Raw genomic sequence first — 19,494 nt, 5'->3', positions numbered from 1 at the left:
CATTCTCTCCTATACAAAGGGAAGAACGATCATGAGAACACAAGTTGCCATCATTGGGGGCGGGCCGTCTGGCCTGCTTTTGTCCCAGCTTTTGCATGTCCGCGGGATCGACTCGGTCGTGCTGGAACGCAAAACCCGCGATTATGTCCTATCGCGCATCCGTGCAGGCGTGATGGAACGCGGGCTATATGAGCTGATGAAAGAAGCAGGCTGCGGCGCGCGTATGGAACGCGAGGGCATGCCGCATGATGGCACGCTGCTCTCCTATGGCGATGAGATGTTCCGCGTCAATTTCAAGGATCTCACAGGCCACCCCGTGATGGTCTATGGCCAGACGGAGGTGACACGCGATCTCTATGACGCGCGCGAGGCCGCTGATGGCAAAATCGAATTCAATGCCGAAGATGTCGAGATTTGCGATGCCGATACCGACAGCCCCTATGTGACGTACCGCGTAGGTTCCGAAAGCCGTCGGATCGATTGTGATTTTATCGCGGGCTGTGACGGGTTTCATGGCGTCTCGCGCAAGACGATCCCCGCTGATGTGCTGAAGGAATATGAGCGCGTCTATCCTTTCGGCTGGCTTGGCGTCCTGTCGGAAACACCGCCCGTCAATCACGAACTGATCTATGCAAACTCGCCGCGCGGCTTCGCGCTATGCTCCATGCGGAATGCAAATCTGAGCCGCTACTACATTCAATGCCCCACCACCGATAAGGTCGAGAATTGGTCGGATGAGGATTTCTGGGAAGAACTCAAGCGCCGCATCCCTGCCGATCAGGCCGAAAATCTGGTCACGGGCCCAAGCATTGAGAAATCGATTGCGCCGCTGCGCTCCTATGTGGCCGAGCCGATGCGTTGGGGCCGCCTGTTTCTATGCGGTGATGCCGCCCATATCGTGCCGCCAACAGGGGCAAAGGGGCTGAACACTGCCGCCTCCGATGTGCATTACCTCTATAACGGGTTGCGCCAATTCTATGAGGAAGGCGATGCCGAAGGGATTGATCGGTATTCCGAGCGCGCCTTGTCGCGCGTTTGGAAGGTCGAACGGTTCTCATGGTGGTTCTCGGGTCTGATGCACCGCTACCCCGACCAGACGGATTTCGACCTCAAAATGCAGATCGCCGAGCTGGAATTCCTGCGCTCCAACACAGATGCACAGCGCGCCATGGCCACGAATTACGTAGGACTGCCCTATTGATGCAATCAATACGCGTAAATGGCATCAACCTGCACTGGCGCGAGGATGGCGACCCTTCGGGCCAGCCAATTGTTTTTGCCAATTCGCTTGGAACCGATCTTCGCCTTTGGGATGACATCATTGCGCGCCTGCCCGAAGGCTATCGCGCGATCCGCTATGACAAGCGGGGGCATGGCCTCTCAGAGTGTCCGCCATCGCCCTATAGCATGGAGCAATTGGTGGCTGATGCCGAAGGGCTGATCGAGGCACTTGGCCTGCGCGATGTAATGTTCGTAGGTCTTTCGATCGGTGGAATGATCGGGCAGGGTCTGGCGGCCAAACGCCCCGATCTGATCCGCGCTTTGGTCCTGTCAAACACCGCCGCCAAAATGGGCACGCCCGAGATGTGGCAAAGCCGCATGGCCCATATCCGCAAGGGGGGTCTCGCCTCCATGGCAGATGCCGTGCTTGAGCGTTGGTTTGCGCCCGAGTTCCGCGCCTCGCCCGCCTGCATACCTTGGGGCCATATGCTGTGCCGCACCCCTGTTGAGGGTTATCTGGGATGTTGCGCAGCGATTGCCGAGGCCGACCTTTCCCCAAGCACCCGCACCCTGCGCCTGCCCGTCTTGGTCATCGCTGGCGAGTTGGATGGGGCAAGCCCCCCTGATCTGGTGCGCGGCACGGCGGATATGATCGCAGAAAGCCAATTCCATATCATCCCCGCCACGGGCCACCTGCCCTGCGTCGAGGACCCCGAAACCTATTCCGCCCTATTGGCAGATTTTCTGAAGGAGACAGCGCATGTCTGACCTATTCGAGACCGGCATGAAGGTGCGGCGCGAAATTTTGGGGGATGCCCATGTGGATCGCGCCGAGGCGAATAAAACCGCCTTTGATGCGCCATTCCAGACGCTGATCACCCATGCCGCTTGGGGCACGCTTTGGGCCGATGACACCATCAGCAGGCGCGAACGCTCCATGCTGACCTTGGCGCTTTTGGCCGCTTGCGGGAATTTCGAGGAAATCCCCATGCATATACGCGCCACAGCCCGAACAGGCGCAAGCAAGGAAGATGTTATGCAAGCCTTCCAACATGTGGCAATCTATGCGGGCGTGCCCAAGGCCAACCATGCGATCAAGCTGGCCAAGGCAACCTATGCCGAGATGGAGGAGGCCTCAGATGAAGAATGATCTGCCGCGCAAAGGGGGCTATGTCGGGCGCGACCACTCGGTCCATCCCGATGCCTTCCATGCACCCTATAAAACCAGCGTAAAACGGTCCCCGACAGCGGCGCTTTTGTCCTTTCCATCCACCTTGTCCGAGGAAACAGGACCCGTCTTCGGGCATAATATTCTTGGACCTCTTGATAATGATCTGATCCTGAATTTCGCGGCCCCTGACCAGATGGCCATCGGCCCGCGCATCATCGTATATGGCCGTGTCATCGACGAGACAGGCCGCGGCGTTGCAGGCGCTTTGGTCGAGGTTTGGCAGGCCAATGCAGGCGGTCGGTATCGTCACAAGAAGGAGGGCTATGTCGCAGCCCTTGATCCCAATTTCGGCGGCTGCGGTCGCTGCATCACCGATGAGCAGGGGAATTACGAATTCCGCACTGTCATGCCTGGCCCCTATCCTTGGCCCAATGGCGCAAACGACTGGCGGCCTGCCCATATCCATTTCTCGGTCTTTGGACGCTCCTTTGCGCAACGCCTGATCACCCAGATGTATTTCGAGGGCGACCCATTGATCTGGAAATGCCCCATCGTGGGAACGATCAAGGATAAGGCCTCGGCCGAGCGGTTGATCGCGCCTTTGGATATGACCCGCACCATCCCGATGGATGCACGCGCCTATAAATTCGACATCGTGTTGCGTGGGCGTCGTCAATCCTTCTTTGAAAACCGTCCGGAGGGCATGTGATGCAAAAGCTTGACCTGCTTCATGAAACGGCCTCGCAAACCGCAGGCCCTTATGTCCATATCGGCTGCACACCAACCTTTTGTGGCATTGATATTTACGGGGGCGATCTTGGGGCTTCGATGAAAACGGGGCCTGTACAAGGCCCCGAGATCACCATCACAGGCGCAATCCATGACGGGATGGGCATGGTGATGAAGGACGCCATGATCGAGATCTGGCAGGCCGATGCCGCTGGTCTGTTCAACTCGCCCGAAGAAACACGCGGCGCGGCCGACCCGAATTTCACGGGCTGGGGGCGGTCACCGGGTGATATGGAAACCGGCGAATTTACTTTTGAGACCGTCAAGCCCGGACAGGTGCCTTGGCCTGATGGCAGGATGCAGGCCCCCCATATCAGCGTCTGGATCGTGGCGCGCGGGATCAATCTCGGCCTGCATACCCGCCTTTATTTCGAGGATGAGGCCGAAGCCAATGTGGTTGATCCGATCCTGAGCAGGATCGAGCATCAAAACCGCATTCCGACCCTATTGGCCAAGTCGCTTGGGGATGGCCGTTACCGCTTTGACGTGCATATTCAGGGGCCGAATGAAACAATCTTTCTGGATATGTAACCCATGACCGCACCCTGCATTATCTGCGTCGCCATCACTGGAAGTGTGCCGCAGAAATCGGACAATCCTGCCGTGCCGATTACGGTTACTGAACAAGTGGAAAGCACGCAGGCCGCCTTTGAAGCGGGGGCCACGATTTGTCATGCGCATGTGCGTCTGGAGGATGGCACGCCCAGCTCGGACCCTGACCGCTTCGCCCGCCTCAAAGAAGGGGTCGAGGCGCATTGCCCGGGCATGATCATCCAATTATCTACGGGCGGAAGATCGGGTGCAGGCCGCGCCCGTGGCGGCATGCTGCCTTTGCGCCCCGATATGGCCTCGCTTTCTGTGGGGTCGAATAATTTCCCCAGCCGCGTCTATGAAAACCCGCCCGATCTGGTGGATTGGCTGGCCGCCGAGATGCAGCGGTTTGAGATCAAACCCGAGATCGAGGCCTTCGATCTCAGCCATATTTTTCGCGCAGCAGAAATGCATAAAAATGGCCAATTGACTGGCACACCTTATGTGCAATTTGTCATGGGTGTGAAAAACGCGATGCCTGCCGATCGGGAGGTTTTCGACTTCTATATCAAGACCTTCCACCGCTTTTTCGGGGAAGACGCCCCTTGGTGTGCGGCTGGAATTGGCGCAAACCAGATCGTTTTGAATGATTGGGCGATCTCGATGGGGGGGCACGCCCGCACGGGGCTTGAGGACAATATCCGCCTCAACCGAAGCGCATTGGCCCCCTCGAACGCCGCACTTGTGCAGCGCACGGTTGAGGTTTGCGAGAAATATGAACGCCCAGTTGCAAATGTGGCGCAAGCCCGAGCCATCCTCGGGCTGCGCGCTGCTTGACCGCTTGGATTAGCGCGGAGCCATCCGGATTGCGCCATCAAGGCGAATGGTTTCACCATTGAGCATCTGGTTGTCGAGGATATGGCACACCAGCGCTGCATATTCTGCCGGCATTCCCAAGCGCGACGGATGGGGAACCTGAGCCCCGAGCGAATCCTGCACCTCTTGCGGCAACCCCTCCAGAAGCGGGGTCAGGAATAGGCCAGGTGCAATGGTGCAAACCCGAACGCCCTTATCCGCCAGATCACGGGCCATGGGCAAAGTCATCCCCACCACACCCCCTTTGGACGCGGCATAGGCCACCTGCCCGACTTGGCCTTCATAGGCCGCAACCGAGGCGGTATTCACAATAACGCCACGCCCGCCATCATCCCCAATTGGGTCAAGCGCCACCATGCGCGCCGCCGCTTGGCTAGCACAGTTGAAACTGCCAATCAGGTTCACACCAATCGTTTTGGCAAACATGCCTGCATCATGCGGCTCGCCTCGGGAAACGGTCTTGGCAGCAGGGCCGATGCCCGCGCAATTCACCATCACGCGCAATTGCCCGCCCGCCTCAAGTGCTGCATCAAACCCTGCGGCAACGCTGGCGGAGTCCGAGACATCTACCTTGTGAAAGCTGCCCCCGATCGCGGCGGCATGTGCCTCACCCGCGTCTGCGTTGAGGTCAAACAGCGCGACCTTCAAACCTTTGTCAGCCAGCGCTTGCGCGGTTGCCGCGCCAAGCCCTGAGGCACCGCCCGTTACAACCGCGATGCTTCCCTTTTCAAAAATCATGCTCACTCCTCCTCCAAACCTGTGCGCAATTTGCCAAGAATAGAGAGCAAAGCCCCCCGCTCCTGATCGCTGAAATCCTTGAACATTCGATCCTCGAGATCCCGAATATCGCGCAAGACAACATCATAGGCGGCACAGCCCGCAGATGTTGGATGCAAGGCCTGCACGCGCCGATCACCTGGAACAGGCTCGCGCTTGACGAAACCGCGACCTTGCAACTTGTCGACCAGCGCAACAAGGCCCGAGCGTTCAATGCCCAACTGCCGCGCAACCTCGCTTTGGGTGATACCGGGATGGCTCATAACCAAGGAGAGGGTCGCAAATGCACTGGGGGTCAGATCATGTGGCTCAAGCACGCGACGCGTGGCGCCTTGCACCAGCAAATTCGCACGTTTGAGGTTATATCCAATGAAGCCATCCAGCTGCCCCGCGCGCAGCTTTGCATTATCCTCAATCTGATCGGCCATGATCCCTCACTCAGTCTCGCGGCCTTGGACAGGCCTTTTGCAGCACCAGCATTACAGCATAATGTTTAGCAGCGTAACAGTTATGTTGCACATACAAACTGGGGCTAGCCGCGCACCCAATCGGCAAAGCGCAAACCTTTGGCGGCGCAATCCTCGATAAGCGGGCTTGGCTTCCAGACAAGCGCATCCTCTTCGCTCAACTTTTGGAGGGCCCCCAGAATGGCCGTGGCCCCGAGCGTATCGGCATAATGCATCAACCCGCCCCGCCAGCGCGGGAAGCCATAGCCAAACACCGTTACCAGATCGATATCGCGGGCCGAGGCCGCAATGCCCTCGTAAAGAATGTCACAGGCTTCATTGATCATCGCCATCAACATGCGGTGGCGGATGTCGCCATCGCTCAGCTCATAACGGGTGATCTTGGCAAAATGGGCCTCTTCCAAGGCCAGATCAGCGACGATCGGGTCTTCGACCTTCCCGCCCCCGCCCGGATAGCGATACCACCCTGCTCCGGTTTTCTTGCCCAATTTGCCAAGCTCGATCATGCGGTCGGCAATCGGTATGTAGCGGCGGTTCGGGTCTCGGGTGGCATCAAGCCTGCGCCGATTGGCGAAGGCGATATCCAGCCCTGAAAGATCCTGCGTCTCATAAGGCCCCATGGCATAGCCGAACTCGACCATGGCCTCGTCAATCTCCCATGGGGTGGAGGCATCCATCAGCACGGTATCGGCGGCCTCGCGGTAGCGAAACAAGATGCGATTGCCAATAAATCCGTCGCAAACACCTGCCAGAACAGGGATTTTCCGAAGCAATTTGGCCAGAGCAAACCCAGTTGCCAAAGAGGTGTCGGAAGACGCATCCGCCCGCACGATCTCAAGCAATTTCATGATATGGGCAGGCGCAAAGAAATGCAGCCCCACCACGCGCGACGGGTCAGCGACCACGGCGGCAATCTCGTTCACATCCAGATAGGACGTATTGGTCGCAAGGATCGCGGTTTTTGGCAAATGGGCCTCAAGCGCCGTGAAGACCTGTTGCTTGACCTCCATGCTTTCGAACGCCGCCTCAATCGCCAGAGTGGCGGAGGATGCTTGCGCATAATCATGGGCAAAATTGATGCGCGCGCGGCGGTCCTCGGCAGCCTGATCCGTGATCAAACCGCGCTTCAGGCTCGCCTCGATGATCTTTTCGACATTCGCGCGCGCCCGCGCCACGCCTTCTTCGTCTGTTTCCAACAGGGTCACACGCAGCCCTGCATTGAGCAGCGCATAGGCGATCCCTGCCCCCATTGTGCCACCACCCACAACGGCCACATGTTCAAGCGCGACAGGTTCTGCAACCAACCAATCAGGCGCTTTCGCTGCGCGTTCCGAGAAAAACATATGCCGCAAGGCACGCGCTTGATCGGAATGGCGCAACTCAAGAAACTGTGTGCGCTCCGCCGCCAACCCCTCAGCCATCGGCACCTGAGCGGTCCCCGCGATCAGGTCAATCGCAATCAATGGCGCGTTTACACCACGCATCCGTTTGAGCGCCACTTCGCGCGCCGCCTCAACCGCCTCAGGGGCGGGGGTGGGTGCAGGCAAATCACAGATCTGCGCACTCAACTCAATCGTGCCCAGATCAAGCGAGGCCGCCAAAGCAACAGGATCATCGGCGATGCCATCGACAAGGCCTATTTCCTCGGCCTTTTGCGCTGAAACAGGCTTGGCCGTGGGGATCATTTCAAGCGCTTGTTTTATGCCAACCAAGCGCGGCAAACGCTGCGTTCCGCCCGAGCCGGGGACGATACCCAAATTCACCTCGGGCAAGCCGATCTGTGCCTTGGGGGCGATGATGCGGTAGCGGCAGGCAAGCGCCAATTCGCATCCGCCACCAAGAGCGACCCCATTAATGGCCGCCACCCACGGAACCTCGGAGGCCTCGATCTGGTTGATAATTTCATTGAGATGCGGCTCAAGCGCTGGCCCGTCGAATTCGCGGGCATCCCCACCGGCCGCAAAGGCGCGCCCCTGTCCCGACAAAACCACCCGTGACAGGCCTTTTTCACCCGTCACCCAATCAATGGCGCGCTGCAAACCGTCGCGCGTGGCAAGCCCGATTGCATTGACCGGAGGGTTGGCCATTTCGACAAAGGCAACCGCCCCGTTCCGATGAAATTCAACGCTCATATGGACTCCCAAGAATTTTGCGTTTTATTGCACCTTGTGCGATAAATTGCAAATTCGACGGAGGGGCAAAATGTCCGAAAACCCAGTTCTTTTTGACGTGAATGATGGCATTGCCATGGTCCGGCTGAACCGCCCTGAGCGGTTGAACGCGGTTACCCGACCGTTGATGATCGGGCTTGCCGATATTTTGCGCAAATTGTCTGAGGATGATGCGGTGCGGGTGATCTGCCTGACGGGTGAAGGGCGCGGGTTTTGCGCAGGTCAGGACCTCTCGGAGCGTGATCCGCGCGCCCATCCCGATGGCTTCGATCTTGAGGCACTCCAGATCGAATTGTTCCACCCCGTTGTGACGCTCATCACCTCCATGCCGAAGCCTGTGCTGGCCAAGGTCAATGGCGTGGCCGCAGGTGCAGGCGCAAGCCTTGCGCTGGCCTGTGACTTCGTGATCGCCGCCGAAAGCGCCAATTTCACTCAGAGCTTTTCCAAGGTCGGGCTGTCTGTTGATGCAGGTGGCGGGTGGCATCTGACCCATGCGCTTGGCCCCGCACGCGCCAAGGCCGCCCTGATGCTGGCCGAGACGATCAGCGCAACTGAGGCACATGCCTTGGGGCTGATCTACAAAGCCGTGCCCCAGGACGCCCTTGATGAAAGCGCTGATGCGCTGCTGGCACAGCTTGCCCGCACGCCGCGCATGGCCCTCGCCTCAATCAAGAAAAGCGTGGCCGCCGCCAGTTCGGGTATGGATTTTGAAGCCTATCTCAAAGCCGAAGCTGCCGCCCAAGGCGCAGCAGGTCGCCACCCAGACTATGCCGAAGGCGTCCTATCTTTCCTTGAGAAACGCAAACCGAATTACCGCTAAAACGCGCTGCGTGCGATGGTCCGAGCAACCCAAGATAAAAGGCGCAATACCCTAGTCGAGAAAATGGCGCGCTTCGACCAAAGCCAGCAAACCCGCCAGTGATTGCTCGAGATTTTGGGCAGATGTATCCAGTTGTGCATGCGCACGATCATAAAGCGCTTCGCGATTAACAAGGATGGATTTCAACTGCGCCATCGCCTCGGGGTTGCCTGCCATCGGGCGTTCATCCCCTTGGGCGCGCACGCGATCCATATGTTCCTGCGGGCTGGCTTTGACCCAGACGGTATGAAACCGCGATAGCAGTTTGTTATAGGTCGACGTCTCGGAGACGATCCCGCCTGCCACAGCCAAAACCACGCGGTCATAGGTGGCAACCACACGGTCAAGCGCATCGGCCTCCAGCTTGCGATACCCTTCCTGTCCGTAAAGCGCGATGATCTCGTCCACGGGCATTCCGCCATGATTTTCGATCTCGCGGTTCAATTCGACAAAAGGCGCACCAAGCTTTTCGCCAAGCATGCGCCCCAAGGTGGATTTCCCCGCGCCGCGCAATCCAACAAGACATAGACGTTGCGCGCGCTGTGTTCCCGCACTGTCATAGTTCAACAGACGCAGCACAGCCTCCTGCGTGGAATGGTCGGCAACACGGAACAGATCAGCCACTTGCAAAAGGTCGGATTCCCAAGGGTCTTCCGCACCGACCAAGCTTTCCAAGCTTTGATCAAGGGCAATTGCGACCCGTTTGAGAAGCCCGATCGAGATATTCCCCTCACCACCTTCTAGCTGCGCAAGATAACGCGGCGAGACACCTGACATCTCGGAGAGAACACGGCGCGGCACGCCCTTTAGCTCACGCGCTTTGCGTACCCGCGCACCCACTTGGCTGAGAAGGGCCGCCACCTCGATATCGGCGAGGGTGTCGCCGTCTACCTGTGTGGCATTTCCGCTGAATGTCGTGATCTCGGCCATGTGCTGCTCATATGAATTATAATGCACATGATAGCCGCGCCATTGCGGAATTCAAAGACTTAAAACGAGGTTGCGCCTACTCAGCTTGGCAGGAATTCTTCGACCAATTTGCGAATGGTTTCAGGCGGTGGTTGCTTTTTGAACGCATCCGCCTTGGTGAAGACACTGACGAAATTGCCCGAGAAACATAAGGTGCCATCCTGCTCGGCTTCGACGCGGAACTCGATGGATGTTTCCCCGAGGCGGACGGGCCAGACATGGCAGATCAGACGGTGGCGCGGTGTCACGGGCGCGTGGAAATCAAGCGACATATGCACGAAAGGCGTGCCCATATTACGGTCGATCTCCATCTGGAACCAACCATCGCCACCCAATCGTTCCTCCCACCATGCATTGATCGCATCAAGGGCAAACCAAGGAAGGCGGCCCGTATAGGCGATGCGCGCAGGGTCGCAATCGCCCCAAGTAACGCGGATTTCATGCCGAAGAGCGGTGTCGGGGCGCGCGGTCATTTAGCTGTGCCGCCCCTCAATAGGTTTCGACATGGTAGCGGCCATCTTCGCGCAATTTGGTGCGCAACCCCTCCCAGTCCTCGCCGATATTTTCTGCGATCTGGGCAAAGGCTTTGTCCACGCCTTCCTCCATGCCGCGCAAGCCGCAGATATAGACATAGGTCTTTGGATCGGACAGCAGCTCACCCACACGCGCAGCCTCTGAGAGCAGACGATCCTGCACATATTCCTTGGGCGCGCCCTCAACACGGCTATAGACAAGATGTTGTTCCAGAATATCGGAGGGCACCTTTTTCAAAGGGCCGAAATAGGGCAGCGCCTCGGGCGCACGGGCGCCGAAGAACATCGTCATCCCGCCCGATGGCCCCGCTGCCGCGCGCTGGCGGCGCATGGTGAAAGCCCGCATAGGAGCCGAACCTGTGCCCGTGCAAATCATCAAGAGTTTCGCATCAGCTTCATCGGGCATCAGGAAAGTCGCGCCGAAGGGGCCGGTCACCTGAACCTCATCGCCCACACTCAGATCGCACACATAGTTTGAGCAAAGCCCGTTTTCCTCACGCTTCACGGTCAGCGAGATATTGTTGAAATTCGGACGCTCGCCATCACGGGGCGAGGAGATGGAGTAGAGCCGCGGAAGATGGGGTTTGCCATCTGCATCCAACCCCGGAGGGATGATACCAACCGATTGGCCTTCCAGCACCGGAAAGGGCAAGGCCCCCAGATCAAGAATGATATGGCGCACATCATGCGTGGGGTCTTTGGTCAGGGCCAGATTGCCCGTGACCTTCGCCGTGGCAGGCTTGCCAAGCGTATACATATTCACCGAAGCTTTCGCAGCACTTGCAGGGGCTTTGGCCTTGCCGCCTGCGCCCTTATGGGCATCAGCCAGCAGCTTGGCCATTTCCTCATCCAGCGCTTCAAGCCCTGTATCGGCCTCATCGCTGCCAAGCTCTTCCTGCTCGGGCAGCTCATCCCAGCCATATTGATCTTCAAGGCTGTAGGGCTCGGCCACCACGCGCCATTCATCAATCGAGCCTGTGGGGCAAACCGGAATACAATCCATGCAGAAATTGCAGCTTTCCGCATTCACAACGACATTATTATCGTCATGTTCGATCGCGCCCACAGGGCAGGTCATCTCGCACGTGTAGCAGCGGATGCAAATCTCGGGGTCGATCAGGTGTTGCTTGAGAGGCTTATTCATTGCGCGCTCCGCGTGTCAGGATGGTGTCGGGCAGGGTCATGACCTCAATCAAGGCCTGACAAAGACCCGTGCATTTCGTGCAACCGATGCACGGACCCGAGAGAGAGGCCACATCTTGCGCCAAGCGTGTGACACGATCAGCCGCGCCAGCTTTGAGTTGCATCTGCATGATCTCTCTCCCCCTCAGGTCAGCGAAAGGGGCAGCGCGTTGCCGCCCCTTGCTTGATCACCTTACGCCATATGCAGTTTGACGTATTCAAAATCGCCAGGCTTGTTATCGATGCCCACTTTCGGGGGCGAAATCCAGCTTGCGAATTTTCCGGGCTCATAGCAGGGCTTCATCAGGGATTGGATGAAATCACCATCTGCCATGGTCGGCAGCCAATCGGGGGCCTTCTGATCCCATTCCGCCTGCGAAATGATATCGCCCTCTGGGTTGGCCTTGATGGCCGAGAACACACCGATCTGGCGGTGGAAGGCTTCATGCGGCAGCGCCAGTTGGAATTCGACACCGGCTTTTTCGATGATCTTGTTCCAGCGCCCGATGCCACCCGATGCGTCACGGATATAATCATCGCGCAGACGCATATTGATCGCGGTCAGGGCAGGCACGTCTTCGGCCACAATAGCGCCGTCCTTGACAGTCCGTACGATATAGCTGTCATTTTTCAGCTGGTGGTCGTCATCCAGACGCCCTTCCATATAGCGACCCTTGATGCCGCAATTGAAGGCTGTGGCCGCATTGGTCGAAACTTCCTGACCAAAGAGATCAAGGCTGAGCGAGTAATGCAGGTTCAGCTTTTTCTGAATTGTGGGCAGGTCGATTACGCCAAGGTCACGGATCTTGTCGATGTCATAGGGGTCTGTGATGCCCGCTTTGTTCATCGCCTCGACGGTGGCTTGGATCGTACGGCCAACACCTGTTTCACCAACAAACATGTGATGCGCTTCTTCGGTCAGCATGAAGCGGCAGGTCCGGCTGAGCGGGTCAAAACCCGATTGCGCCAAGCTTTCCAGCTGCATCTTGCCGTCACGGTCGGTGAAATAGGTGAACATGAAGAAAGACAACCAATCAGGTGTTTCTTCATTGAACGCGCCCAACATGCGCGGCGCTTCTTCCGAGCCCGAGGAGCGCTGCAGCAAATCATCCGCTTCTTCACGGCCATCCTTGCCGAAATATTTGAACAGCAGATAGACCATCGCCCACAGGTGACGGCCCTCTTCTACGTTGACCTGAAACAGGTTGCGCATGTCGTAAAGCGATGGCGCAGTCAGGCCGAGGAAGCGCTGCTGCTCAACCGATCCAGGCTCGGTATCGCCCTGAATGACGATCAGACGCTTGACCATATTGCGGTATTCACCCGGCACTTCCTGCCAAGCTTTCTCGCCCTTATGCTCACCAAAGGGGATCACACGCTCTTCGTTTTGAGGCGCCAGCAAAACGCCCCAACGGTAATCGGGCATTTTGACATAATCGAACTTCGCCCAACCCTTCGGGTCAACCGAGACCGCCGTGCGCAGATAAACCATCGATTCCTGAAAGTTCTGCGGGATCAGGTCATTCCACCAGTTGATATAACCAGGGTGCCAACGCTCCAGCGCCTTGAGGACCTTGCGGTCAGCACTCAGCCCGACATTATTGGGGATTTGGGTGTCATAGCTCACATTGATCAGGTCAAGCATCATACTCTCCATTCAGAAGCGGGGCTGGCCCGCACGTTACCTTTGCAACGGTACCGATCACTGCCGGAGCCCGTGAGGCGGGTTTGCCCCCACCAAGCAGAGCGCGCCTAGACGCGCTCCATATTGTAATCGCCCCGAACGCCAGTGCCGTAGCGCTGCAACGCGCCATCCGCACCAACCGCATTTGGTCGATTGAAAATCCAGTTCTGCCATGCCGTCAGACGCCCGAAGATACGGGTTTCCATCGTCTCGGGGCCAGCAAAGCGCAGATTGGCTTCCATCCCCGTCATCGCATCGGGCGAGAAGCTTGCGCGCTCCTCCATGAAGACGCGGATCTCGTCTTCCCAATCGATGTCATCAAGGATCATGGTCACAAGGCCCAGCTCATCGGCGTCTTCCGCCTCCAAAGCCTCATCCATCCGCGCCTTGGCCGCATCCACGGCCTCGGGCTCGCCAAGAAAACGGGTCTCAAGGCGGGTCAGGTCATTACCCATCGGGAAGGGGCCGAAATTGGCATCGCTCAGGGTGACAGCAGCCAGTTGGCGGTTATCGCCCTCGAATTCGTCTTCCATCATATAGGAGCGGTCCACCGCAAAGAGCAGCTCGGCCAGAACGCCTGCAAAGCAGGAGCCATGCTCGACCAGCGCCACCAAGGAGCGCGAGGTCACATCGACCCGCTTGAGCACACGTTTCCAATATTTCAGCACCTCATTGGCCAGCCAATGATCAGCATTTTCCAGAAGCAAGGCCTCATGCGACAAAAGCTTGTCTGCATCGCCCTGCGTGTGGAATGCCCAAAGGCCAAGCTCCATCTCGTTGAGGCGCAGATGCAGGATCGCATCATCCAATTCACGGGCAAGGCGCAGCATATAGGCCTCGGCACCTTGGTCGGTGAAAGCGTTCATATCCTTGGGCGCATCGTCTTTCGGGCCATGGATCATGATCGTGGCCTTGCGGCCTGCGCGATCGACCGTGACCTCAACAGTGGAATAGGTCACCGAGCCGTCTTCGCCAAAGCTGCGCTGTAGGGGGGTCAATGCGATCCCCTTGGCGACATCTGCCTTTTTGGAATTGGCTGCGAATTCTTTGGCGCGGGCGATGACGGTTTCGTCAAATTTGGAATTGGCCACAACCTCATCCACCAAGCGCCAGTCTTTTGCGCGCTGGCCCTTCACGCCTTCTTCGACGGAACAGAAAATATCGGCACGGTCGCGGCGCACCTTGCGCTTGTCGGTCACACGGGTCAGGCCACCTGTCCCGGGAAGCACCGCCAAAAGCGGGACCTCGGGCAGAGACACCGAAGACGTGCGGTCATCGGTCAGCATGATGTAATTGCAGGCCAAAGCCAGCTCATACCCGCCGCCCGCACATGCACCTTTCACGGCCGCAATATATTGCTGGCCTGAATCTTCTTCCGCCGCCTCAAAGGTATTGCGCGTCTCATTGGTGAATTTACAGAAATTAACCTTATGGCTATGCGCCGCCCCACCTAGCATGCGGATATTTGCGCCCGCGCAAAACACCTTGTCCTTGGCCGATTGCATGACCACGGTTTTGACCTCGGGATGCTCGAACCGCATACGCTGCACGATATCAGCAAGCTCGATATCCACGCCCAGATCATAGGAATTGAGCTTGAGCTGATAGCCATCAAAAAGGCCACCATCCTCGTCTACATCCATGAATAGATTGGCCACAGGCCCATCATACTCCACCTTCCAGTGGCGATATGTGGACGGGTCCACCTGAAAATCGATGACCTTGGACATGGTGTATCCTCTCCCTCGTTAGTTGCATTATAGTGCCGCGCCAAACGGAGTAAAGGCTCGGCATGAAAAAAATTAGCGCCTTATCCTGTTGTTTTTATGTATAAAACAGGTGTCGCACTCAGTATTTAACAAAATATGCACTATATTGCACTAATTTTCAACTGAGTCGTTTGCAATTAAATGCACATGCGCCACCAATTCGCGCAGATCACCCTGTGACATCTCCAGCACCGCACCATCGGCACGGCGCAGTGCATCCTCAAAAAGGGCATCGGCTTGGGCATAAAGCCGCGCTGCCGCCTGCGGGCGCTGCATGCGGGTTTTCAAACCAGCATTGGCAAGCTGCACCAGAGCTTGCACAAAAACACGCTCGGCACTGTTTGGGGGGCAGGCCATCCAAACGGGTTCCAGCATCTCATGGGCTTCCCAGAAATAGGCCTCCCTGAGAAAGACGAGCCCCGCCGCATAGGCCTGACTGCGCGCCAACCCCTCGGCGGGGGTCGCCGCATCCACATCTTTCAGATGATCGAACAATTCCTCGTCATGGCGCGGGCTCTGCCCCGGCACATAGGCATGGGGCGGACGCCAGCTGAGGGGTGATTGCGCGCTCACAAGCCGCCAAGTCTTGCGTTGCTTTGCAGACGCTCCAGCAGGGCTGGACCTCCCTGAATAGCGGTGCGCTGCATATGGAAGCGCAAACCGCGCAAGCCACCCAGCTCCTCACCGCCGCCTGCCCGACCTGGCCCGCCATGGGTGCATTGCGGCATGACGATCGCGTGGCCCGTATGGTTTTTGCCAACCTCCTCATCGACAACCAAAACCCGCCCATGCCAAGGGGCGAGGCCCAAGATAACAGCGTCCTGCACGGCGGGATCATTGGAGAACAGGCTAAGGGCAAGCGAGCCTTCTGCCTTGGATGCCAAGGCCATCGCCTGATCCAGATCGCTATAGGGCAGCATGGTGGCAACTGGGCCGAAAACCTCGATCTCATGCACAAGCTTCGCGCCCGCGGGATCGGTGCAGCGCAAAAGCGTAGGAGCCACAAAACCCGATTGCGCAGCGACATCCCCAAGAGGCGCTTCACCAACCACCGAGCATTCTGTGGCCAGCTTGGCGATCTTTTCCAGCGCCTCGGTCTTTTGGGCCGCATTAATCAATGGGCCAACCCGCGTAGCCTCCTCTGCGGGGTCGCCCACAACAAGCGTGCCAAGCTTTGAGGCCACCGCTTCTCCAAAGGCATCGGCATGGGCGGCGGGCACAAAGATACGGCGGATATTCGTGCAAAGCTGCCCCGCTTTGACGCTGAGTGCCTTGACCACCTCACGCACCGCCAGATCGAAAACAGGCGTTCCGGGCGCGGCATCCTCTCCGAGGATGGTCGCATTGACCGAATCCGCCTCAATCGTCACGCGACAACCCGAGGCAATCACGGCGTCATGGCGCGAAATCATCTGGCCCGTCGCAGCCGAGCCTGTGAAGGCGATGGAATCCATTGGCCCGACCGCTTCAAGCAGAGCCTCACCCCCGCCGCAGATCAGGCTGAGCGCGCCTTCGGGCAGCACCTTCGCCTGCGCCACATCCCGCACCATTTCATAAGACAGAAGCGCCGTCGCCGTGGCAGGCTTGGCGATAGAGGGCACACCCGCCAGCATGGCAACGGCCACCTTCTCCCACATGCCCCAAGAGGGGAAATTAAAAGCATTGATCTGCACCGCAACGCCGGGGCGGGTTGTCCACAGATGCTGTGCTACAAAGACAGATTCCCGCCCAAGTTGATCGCGGCCGTCTTCAAGCATTGTCTTTGCATCACCAAGGCTTTTGGCAAGGAAGGCGTAATATTTCAGGGTCCCGATACCACCATCAATATCGATCGAGGCATCTAAGCCCGTATTGCCTGAATTGCGCTGCGCAATCTCGACATAGCGGTCGCGATTGGCCCCCAGAACCTCGGCCACAGCCTTAAGCAAAGCGCCACGCTCGGCAAAGCTGAGGGACCGCAAGGCAGCCCCGCCCGTCTCACGCGCGAAAGCAACGGCCGCTTTCACATCAAGCCCTGTCGCATCAGCGCGGGCGATTTCCTCACCCGTTACGGGATTGACCAAAGCGCGGCCCTCGCCTGTGCCTTCGACCCAAGTATTCTGAAGATAGCTTTGCAGTTTCATGCGATTTTGACGCTCTCGTTTTCGATGCGGATAAGATGCGCGCTGAACTGGGCCACGGCATCAATAACGGCTTGGGGTTGGTCGATATGGGGGGAATGGCGGCAGTCATCCAGAATGACCGTATCAACGGGCGCATAGCTGCGCGTCTCGATCTCCTCGATCTGGGCCAGCGTGCCGTATTGGTCCTGCCGCCCCTGAATGGCCAGCGTAGGGATGCGGAAATAATCAATCACTTCGCCAATATCCCATTTCTTGAAATCGGGATGAAGCCATGCCTCATTCCAGCCACGGAAACTATGTTCAGGATCATTGTGATATTTGCCAAGCCGCGCCTTCATATCTGAAGTGGCAAAACTTTCACGCGCCTGAGCGATGGCGGCAAGACCCACCTCTTCGGTGAAGAAATGCGGTGCGATCAGCACAAGCCCGCGCACGCGGTAATCATTGATCGAACCTGCATAGATCGCGGAAATCGAGGCCCCATCGGAATGGCCCAGAAGCACCCCGCTTTGAAACCCGAAAGCGTCCAGAACCTGCGGTAGAACCTCAAGCGCCTCTTGGGTCATATAATCAAGCGGACGCGGAAGATCGGCCGCCTCCGATCCACCATATCCCGCGCGGGAATAGACAAACACGCCAAGCCCTGTCGCCTCGGCCAGCTTTTGCGGAAAATCCCGCCAAAGGGCGATACAGCCCAAACCTTCATGCAACATCACAATCGTTGGCGCTTGATCAGGTGCGGGGCCGAAACAGGCATATTCCAGCGCCTTGCCGCCCGCCTCTATCTTGCCAGTTGCGCCATCAGACCAAGTCACACTCATGCATCCACCTCACGTAGTTTGAAGCGCTGGATTTTGCCTGTGGCCGTTTTTGGCAGATCATCAACGATCTCGATCCAGCGGGGATATTTCCATTTTCCGATACGTTCTTTGACGAAATCCTTAAGCCCATGCTGGACATCTGCAGCGTCGCTTCCGTTTTTCAGCACGATGAAAGCTTTGGGTTTTTCCAAACCATCCGTGTCACGCGCAGCAACAACGGCGGCTTCCAACACGTCATTATGGGCCGACAGCGCCTGCTCAATCTCGAAGGGGCTGACCCAGATACCCGAGACCTTGAACATGTCATCCGTACGCCCGCAATAGACGAACCTTTCGCCCTCCTGCCGGATGTATTTATCACCCGTGCGGGTCCATTCGCCTTCAAAGGTTGTGCGGCTCTTGTCGCGTTTGTTCCAATAGCCATCCGCAGCCGATGCACCGCGCACCAGCAATTCACCGACGCCGCCAATCTCGACATCCGCGCCCTCTTCATCAACGCAACGCAGATCATATCCGGGCACGGCGGTCCCAGAAGTGCCATAGACAACATCGCCCACGCGGTTCGACAAAAAGATATGAAGCATCTCGGTGGAGCCCACACCATCGAGAATATCCACGCCCCAAACCTCGCGCCAACGATTGCCGATCTCCTCAGGTAGAGCCTCGCCCGCTGACACGCAAAGCCGCATCGCCGATGGGGGTGTTTCGCGCCCGTCAAGCGCTGCCAAGGTGGCGGCATAAAGGGTCGGAACACCGTAATAGATGGAAGGCTTCATCTCCGAGATGATCTGCAAGACCGCATCGGGGGTAGGTCTGCCATTGAACAGGATTGTCGTGGCCCCGACCGACATCGGGAAGGTCAGCGCATTGCCCATGCCATAGGCAAAGAAGATCTTGGCCGCCGAGAACACCACGTCATCCTCGCGGATCCCCAGAACCTGCGCGCCATATGTATCTGATGTCGCCCTCAGCGCCCCATGCACATGCCGCACACCTTTGGGCTGCCCCGTGGAGCCCGAGGAATAAAGCCAAAAGGCCGTCTCATCTGCGGAAACCTCAATCGCGGGCAGAATATCGGCCCCGTCCATAAAGGCCTCATAGGATAGGGTGCCTTCAGGCGCATCGCCACCAATCACCACGATCTTTCGAAGATCAGGGCAAAGCCGCGCGGCGGGCATGACCACATCTAGCAATTCCGCCGAGACAAACAGGATTGCAGCACGGCTATCCTTCAGGATCACCTCATAGACACTGGTCGCAAGAAGCGTGTTCAGCGCCACAGGGATGGAGCCCGATTTCAACCCGCCCCAGAAAATCTCAGGGTATTCCAACTGATCCAGAACGAGGCAGGCCATGCGCTCTTCACGGTGGATGCCTGCGCGTTTAAGCGCCCCTGCCACTTGGCCCGATCTCGCGGCCAATTCACCATAGCTTTGGCTGCGTTTTGCCCCTGCCGCCTCCATGAAGGCAGGCTTATCGGCGCGACCTTCTTCTAGATGCCGATCAACAAAATAGAGCGCTGCATTGTCATGTGTCATCCAGTCCCCCTCC

At 57.9% G+C, this 19,494-nt stretch carries 20 protein-coding genes; 7 read left to right on the top strand and 13 right to left on the bottom strand.

Translation table 11 applies throughout. The features are described from left to right. The first annotated feature begins 31 nt into the window (after positions 1 to 31). From pobA to ACTYEO_RS01375, 6 genes are read left to right on the top strand one after another with little or no spacing between them, the layout of a single operon-like run. On the top strand, positions 32 to 1,201 hold the full coding sequence (gene pobA / locus ACTYEO_RS01400) for a 4-hydroxybenzoate 3-monooxygenase (protein WP_449321919.1): 1,170 nt from the start codon (positions 32 to 34) through the stop codon (positions 1,199 to 1,201). Then, positions 1,201 to 1,989, top strand: coding sequence for a 3-oxoadipate enol-lactonase (pcaD, locus tag ACTYEO_RS01395; RefSeq protein ID WP_449321918.1), 789 nt, complete (start codon positions 1,201 to 1,203; stop codon positions 1,987 to 1,989). The genes pobA and pcaD overlap by 1 nt, the downstream gene beginning before the upstream one ends. Further along, positions 1,982 to 2,371, top strand: coding sequence for a 4-carboxymuconolactone decarboxylase (pcaC, locus tag ACTYEO_RS01390; RefSeq protein ID WP_449321917.1), 390 nt, complete (start codon positions 1,982 to 1,984; stop codon positions 2,369 to 2,371). The genes pcaD and pcaC overlap by 8 nt, the downstream gene beginning before the upstream one ends. Next, positions 2,361 to 3,101 carry a protocatechuate 3,4-dioxygenase subunit beta gene (pcaH, locus tag ACTYEO_RS01385; RefSeq protein WP_449321916.1) on the top strand — a complete coding sequence of 247 codons (741 nt, stop codon included), beginning with the start codon at positions 2,361 to 2,363 and terminating at the stop codon, positions 3,099 to 3,101. Before pcaC ends, pcaH begins: the two co-directional genes overlap by 11 nt. Beyond that, positions 3,101 to 3,712: a protocatechuate 3,4-dioxygenase subunit alpha gene (gene pcaG / locus ACTYEO_RS01380; protein WP_449321915.1), complete on the top strand. Its 612-nt coding sequence runs from the start codon at positions 3,101 to 3,103 to the stop codon at positions 3,710 to 3,712. Before pcaH ends, pcaG begins: the two co-directional genes overlap by 1 nt. Before the next feature lie 3 nt (positions 3,713 to 3,715). Next, positions 3,716 to 4,549 (top strand): 3-keto-5-aminohexanoate cleavage protein, encoded by an 834-nt coding sequence (locus ACTYEO_RS01375; protein WP_449321914.1) that lies wholly within the window; start codon positions 3,716 to 3,718, stop codon positions 4,547 to 4,549. Between the two features lie 9 nt (positions 4,550 to 4,558). Here the strand turns inward: ACTYEO_RS01375 and ACTYEO_RS01370 are convergent, their stop codons facing one another. The 3 genes from ACTYEO_RS01370 to ACTYEO_RS01360 all read right to left on the bottom strand — a co-directional run bounded on the left by ACTYEO_RS01370 (position 4,559) and on the right by ACTYEO_RS01360 (position 7,964). Next, positions 4,559 to 5,326: an SDR family NAD(P)-dependent oxidoreductase gene (locus ACTYEO_RS01370; protein ID WP_449321913.1), complete on the bottom strand. Its 768-nt coding sequence runs from the start codon at positions 5,324 to 5,326 to the stop codon at positions 4,559 to 4,561. Positions 5,327 to 5,328: 2 nt separating this feature from the next. After that, complete coding sequence (locus tag ACTYEO_RS01365) at positions 5,329 to 5,793, bottom strand: MarR family winged helix-turn-helix transcriptional regulator (RefSeq protein ID WP_449321912.1); 465 nt, start codon at positions 5,791 to 5,793, stop codon at positions 5,329 to 5,331. 104 nt (positions 5,794 to 5,897) lie between these two features. Continuing rightward, a complete protein-coding gene (locus tag ACTYEO_RS01360) occupies positions 5,898 to 7,964 on the bottom strand; it encodes an FAD-dependent oxidoreductase (RefSeq protein WP_449321911.1) in 2,067 nt (688 codons plus the stop codon). A 70-nt stretch (positions 7,965 to 8,034) separates the two neighbouring features. Between ACTYEO_RS01360 and ACTYEO_RS01355 the strand changes: the two genes are divergently transcribed. Further along, positions 8,035 to 8,823, top strand: a complete 789-nt coding sequence (locus ACTYEO_RS01355) for an enoyl-CoA hydratase-related protein (protein ID WP_449321910.1) — start codon at positions 8,035 to 8,037, stop codon at positions 8,821 to 8,823. A 51-nt stretch (positions 8,824 to 8,874) separates the two neighbouring features. Here the strand turns inward: ACTYEO_RS01355 and ACTYEO_RS01350 are convergent, their stop codons facing one another. The 10 genes from ACTYEO_RS01350 to ACTYEO_RS01305 form a co-directional block, all read right to left on the bottom strand. After that, a complete protein-coding gene (locus ACTYEO_RS01350; protein WP_449321909.1) occupies positions 8,875 to 9,792 on the bottom strand; it encodes a helix-turn-helix transcriptional regulator in 918 nt (305 codons plus the stop codon). Positions 9,793 to 9,872: 80 nt separating this feature from the next. After that, entirely contained in the window at positions 9,873 to 10,304 is a 432-nt protein-coding gene (locus ACTYEO_RS01345) for an acyl-CoA thioesterase (protein WP_449321908.1), read from the bottom strand. A 16-nt stretch (positions 10,305 to 10,320) separates the two neighbouring features. After that, positions 10,321 to 11,508 carry a benzoyl-CoA 2,3-epoxidase subunit BoxA gene (gene boxA / locus ACTYEO_RS01340; protein WP_449321907.1) on the bottom strand — a complete coding sequence of 396 codons (1,188 nt, stop codon included), beginning with the start codon at positions 11,506 to 11,508 and terminating at the stop codon, positions 10,321 to 10,323. Then, on the bottom strand, positions 11,501 to 11,677 hold the full coding sequence (locus ACTYEO_RS01335; protein WP_449321906.1) for a hypothetical protein: 177 nt from the start codon (positions 11,675 to 11,677) through the stop codon (positions 11,501 to 11,503). Before ACTYEO_RS01335 ends, boxA begins: the two co-directional genes overlap by 8 nt. A gap of 62 nt (positions 11,678 to 11,739) precedes the next feature. Beyond that, on the bottom strand, positions 11,740 to 13,191 hold the full coding sequence (boxB, locus tag ACTYEO_RS01330) for a benzoyl-CoA 2,3-epoxidase subunit BoxB (RefSeq protein WP_449322212.1): 1,452 nt from the start codon (positions 13,189 to 13,191) through the stop codon (positions 11,740 to 11,742). Between the two features lie 107 nt (positions 13,192 to 13,298). Continuing rightward, on the bottom strand, positions 13,299 to 14,960 hold the full coding sequence (boxC, locus tag ACTYEO_RS01325; RefSeq protein WP_449321905.1) for a 2,3-epoxybenzoyl-CoA dihydrolase: 1,662 nt from the start codon (positions 14,958 to 14,960) through the stop codon (positions 13,299 to 13,301). 150 nt (positions 14,961 to 15,110) lie between these two features. Next, entirely contained in the window at positions 15,111 to 15,572 is a 462-nt protein-coding gene (locus ACTYEO_RS01320; protein ID WP_449321904.1) for a DUF309 domain-containing protein, read from the bottom strand. Continuing rightward, the gene (locus ACTYEO_RS01315) at positions 15,569 to 17,122 is read right to left on the bottom strand and encodes a 3,4-dehydroadipyl-CoA semialdehyde dehydrogenase (RefSeq protein ID WP_449321903.1); all 1,554 of its coding nucleotides are present in this window, start codon (positions 17,120 to 17,122) and stop codon (positions 15,569 to 15,571) included. The genes ACTYEO_RS01320 and ACTYEO_RS01315 overlap by 4 nt, the downstream gene beginning before the upstream one ends. Next, positions 17,119 to 17,943: an alpha/beta fold hydrolase gene (locus tag ACTYEO_RS01310; protein ID WP_449321902.1), complete on the bottom strand. Its 825-nt coding sequence runs from the start codon at positions 17,941 to 17,943 to the stop codon at positions 17,119 to 17,121. Before ACTYEO_RS01310 ends, ACTYEO_RS01315 begins: the two co-directional genes overlap by 4 nt. After that, positions 17,940 to 19,481 (bottom strand): benzoate-CoA ligase family protein, encoded by a 1,542-nt coding sequence (locus ACTYEO_RS01305; RefSeq protein WP_449321901.1) that lies wholly within the window; start codon positions 19,479 to 19,481, stop codon positions 17,940 to 17,942. Before ACTYEO_RS01305 ends, ACTYEO_RS01310 begins: the two co-directional genes overlap by 4 nt. Positions 19,482 to 19,494 lie beyond the last annotated feature (13 nt).

It is taken from the genome of Rhodophyticola sp. SM2404 (assembly GCF_053570515.1).
This window is presented reverse-complemented; position numbering and strand designations above follow the sequence as displayed.

Excerpts from the sequence above, each read along its gene's own strand:
- ACTYEO_RS01375 (WP_449321914.1), top strand. The coding sequence starts at position 3,716 with ATGACCGCACCCTGCATTATCTGCGTCGCCATCACTGGAAGTGTGCCG.
- ACTYEO_RS01355 (WP_449321910.1), top strand. The coding sequence starts at position 8,035 with ATGTCCGAAAACCCAGTTCTTTTTGACGTGAATGATGGCATTGCCATG.
- pcaC (WP_449321917.1), top strand. The coding sequence starts at position 1,982 with ATGTCTGACCTATTCGAGACCGGCATGAAGGTGCGGCGCGAAATTTTG.
- pobA (WP_449321919.1), top strand. The coding sequence starts at position 32 with ATGAGAACACAAGTTGCCATCATTGGGGGCGGGCCGTCTGGCCTGCTT.
- ACTYEO_RS01360 (WP_449321911.1), bottom strand. The coding sequence starts at position 7,964 with ATGAGCGTTGAATTTCATCGGAACGGGGCGGTTGCCTTTGTCGAAATG.
- ACTYEO_RS01365 (WP_449321912.1), bottom strand. The coding sequence starts at position 5,793 with ATGGCCGATCAGATTGAGGATAATGCAAAGCTGCGCGCGGGGCAGCTG.
- pcaG (WP_449321915.1), top strand. The coding sequence starts at position 3,101 with ATGCAAAAGCTTGACCTGCTTCATGAAACGGCCTCGCAAACCGCAGGC.
- pcaD (WP_449321918.1), top strand. The coding sequence starts at position 1,201 with ATGCAATCAATACGCGTAAATGGCATCAACCTGCACTGGCGCGAGGAT.
- boxB (WP_449322212.1), bottom strand. The coding sequence starts at position 13,191 with ATGCTTGACCTGATCAATGTGAGCTATGACACCCAAATCCCCAATAAT.
- ACTYEO_RS01310 (WP_449321902.1), bottom strand. The coding sequence starts at position 17,943 with ATGAGTGTGACTTGGTCTGATGGCGCAACTGGCAAGATAGAGGCGGGC.
- boxC (WP_449321905.1), bottom strand. The coding sequence starts at position 14,960 with ATGTCCAAGGTCATCGATTTTCAGGTGGACCCGTCCACATATCGCCAC.
- ACTYEO_RS01345 (WP_449321908.1), bottom strand. The coding sequence starts at position 10,304 with ATGACCGCGCGCCCCGACACCGCTCTTCGGCATGAAATCCGCGTTACT.
- ACTYEO_RS01350 (WP_449321909.1), bottom strand. The coding sequence starts at position 9,792 with ATGGCCGAGATCACGACATTCAGCGGAAATGCCACACAGGTAGACGGC.
- boxA (WP_449321907.1), bottom strand. The coding sequence starts at position 11,508 with ATGAATAAGCCTCTCAAGCAACACCTGATCGACCCCGAGATTTGCATC.
- ACTYEO_RS01315 (WP_449321903.1), bottom strand. The coding sequence starts at position 17,122 with ATGAAACTGCAAAGCTATCTTCAGAATACTTGGGTCGAAGGCACAGGC.
- ACTYEO_RS01335 (WP_449321906.1), bottom strand. The coding sequence starts at position 11,677 with ATGCAGATGCAACTCAAAGCTGGCGCGGCTGATCGTGTCACACGCTTG.
- pcaH (WP_449321916.1), top strand. The coding sequence starts at position 2,361 with ATGAAGAATGATCTGCCGCGCAAAGGGGGCTATGTCGGGCGCGACCAC.
- ACTYEO_RS01305 (WP_449321901.1), bottom strand. The coding sequence starts at position 19,481 with ATGACACATGACAATGCAGCGCTCTATTTTGTTGATCGGCATCTAGAA.
- ACTYEO_RS01370 (WP_449321913.1), bottom strand. The coding sequence starts at position 5,326 with ATGATTTTTGAAAAGGGAAGCATCGCGGTTGTAACGGGCGGTGCCTCA.